The organism is Streptomyces sp. NPDC006265, from assembly GCF_040613555.1.
Lineage (GTDB): Bacteria > Actinomycetota > Actinomycetes > Streptomycetales > Streptomycetaceae > Streptomyces.
Genome location: NZ_JBEXSH010001207.1, coordinates 1 through 2,091 on the forward strand (window position 1 = coordinate 1; position 2,091 = coordinate 2,091).

The window sequence follows — 2,091 nt, forward strand, 5'->3', positions numbered from 1 at the left end:
GCTGACGGAGTTCTTCAGCCGGGACTGAGCCGGGGGGCGCGGGGGCACGCGCGCGTGGAGCCCGCCCCCGGGTCCCGCCGGGTCCCGCAACGGGATCAGGCCACGCCCGCCGTCGCCCGGGTCGTCGACGCGATCGTCGCCGAGCCCACGACGCGTGTGCCGTCGTACAGCACGATCGCCTGGCCGGGGGCGACGCCGCGGACGGGCTCGGTGAAGGTGACCTCCAGGGAGCCGTCGACGGCGCGGGCGCTCACCTCGGTCTCGCCGCCGTGGGCGCGCAGCTGGGCCGTGTAGGTGCCGGGGCCGGTGGGGGCGGCGCCGCACCAGCGGGGCTTGACGGCGGTGAGGGCGGTGACGTCCAGGGCGGACGCCGGGCCGACGGTCACCGTGTTGTCCACCGGCGAGATGTCCAGGACGTAGCGCGGCTTGCCGTCGGGGGCCGGGGTGCCGATGCGCAGGCCCTTGCGCTGGCCGATGGTGAAGCCGTATGCGCCCTCGTGCGTGCCGAGCCGGTTGCCGGACTCGTCGACGATGTCGCCCTCCGAGCGGCCGAGCCGGTCCGCGAGAAAGCCTTGGGTGTCGCCGTCGGCGATGAAGCAGATGTCGTGCGAGTCGGGCTTCTTGGCCACGGCCAGGCCCCGGCGCTCGGCCTCCGCCCGGATCTCGTCCTTGGTGGTGAGGGTGTCGCCGAGCGGGAACATCGCGTGGGCGAGCTGCCGGTCGTCCAGCACGCCGAGGACGTACGACTGGTCCTTGGCCATGTCGGAGGCGCGGTGCAGCTCGCGGGTGCCGTCCTCGCGGACGATCACCTGGGCGTAGTGGCCCGTGCAGACCGCGTCGAAGCCCAGGGCGAGCGCCTTGTCGAGGAGTGCGGCGAACTTGATCTTCTCGTTGCAGCGCAGGCACGGGTTCGGGGTGCGGCCGGCCTCGTACTCGGCGACGAAGTCCTCGACGACGTCCTCGCGGAAGCGGTCGGCCAGGTCCCACACGTAGAACGGGATGCCGATGACGTCCGCGGCGCGGCGGGCGTCGCGTGAGTCCTCGATGGTGCAGCAGCCGCGCGCGCCCGTCCGGAAGGATTGGGGGTTGGCGGAGAGCGCGAGGTGGACGCCGGTCACGTCGTGGCCTGCTTCGGCCGCGCGGGCGGCGGCGCGGGGGCTGTCGACTCCGCCGGACATGGCGGCCAGGACGCGGAGGGGGCGGGGGCGCTGCGGGGTGTCAGTCATAACCCTTCCAGGGTACGGGGGCGCGGGAACCAGGGCCGCCGGGCATCCGTTGACGATCACATGGGAGAGCGGAAGGCTTCGAAGGACGGCGACCGGAAGGTCGGCCGCCGCGCGCTGCTGATCGGCGGCACGGTGGCCGCGGCGGGTTCCGCCGTGCTCGCCCGGGGCGAGCTGGCGCGCCTGTGGTGGCGCACTCCGGGCGTCGAGAAGCCGCGCAAGGAGGGCGAGGTCGACTACGCGGGCGCGCGCTGGGTGGCGGCGTCGGACGCGAACTGGCGGCGCGCGGACCGCCCCGACGACTACGGCATAGACATGGTCGTGGTCCACGTCACACAGGGCAGCTTCGACAGCGCGGTGAAGGCCTTCCAGGACCCGGGGCACAAGGCGGCGGCGCACTACATCGTCCGGCAGGACGGGCACGTCACGCAGATGATCCGCGAGCTGGACGTGGCTTACCACGCGGGCAACCGCGACTACAACGAACGCAGTGTCGGCATCGAGCACGAGGGTTTCGTGGACCGCCCGCAGGACCTCACGGACGAGATGTACGAGGCCTCGGCCCGTCTCACGGCCCGGATCTGCGCCCGCTACGACATACCCGTCGACCGCGAGCACATCATCGGCCACGTGGAGGTCCCGGGCACGGACCACACGGACCCGGGGCGGTACTGGGACTGGGAGAAGTACATGCGCCTGATACGACGGGCGCGCACGACACCGGCCTGACGTACGGCCGTTCGCAACGGGCCCCGGCTCACTCCCGCCGGGCCCCAGGTGAGCCCCGCCAGGCCCCAGGTGAGCCCCGCCAGGCCCCAGGTGAGCCCCGCCTGGCCACTGGTGAGCCCCGCCAGGCCCCAGGTGAGAC

At 73.3% G+C, this 2,091-nt stretch carries 2 protein-coding genes; one reads left to right on the plus strand and one right to left on the minus strand.

Features of this window, described 5'->3' with window-relative positions; all coding sequences use genetic code 11:
- Positions 1 to 95: 95 nt before the first annotated feature.
- Positions 96 to 1,226, minus strand: coding sequence for a tRNA 2-thiouridine(34) synthase MnmA (gene mnmA, locus ABZ281_RS47130; RefSeq protein ID WP_356664746.1), 1,131 nt, complete (start codon positions 1,224 to 1,226; stop codon positions 96 to 98).
- Positions 1,227 to 1,286: 60 nt separating this feature from the next.
- Between mnmA and ABZ281_RS47135 the strand changes: the two genes are divergently transcribed.
- Positions 1,287 to 1,952 carry a peptidoglycan recognition family protein gene (locus ABZ281_RS47135; protein WP_356664748.1) on the plus strand — a complete coding sequence of 222 codons (666 nt, stop codon included), beginning with the start codon at positions 1,287 to 1,289 and terminating at the stop codon, positions 1,950 to 1,952.
- Positions 1,953 to 2,091 lie beyond the last annotated feature (139 nt).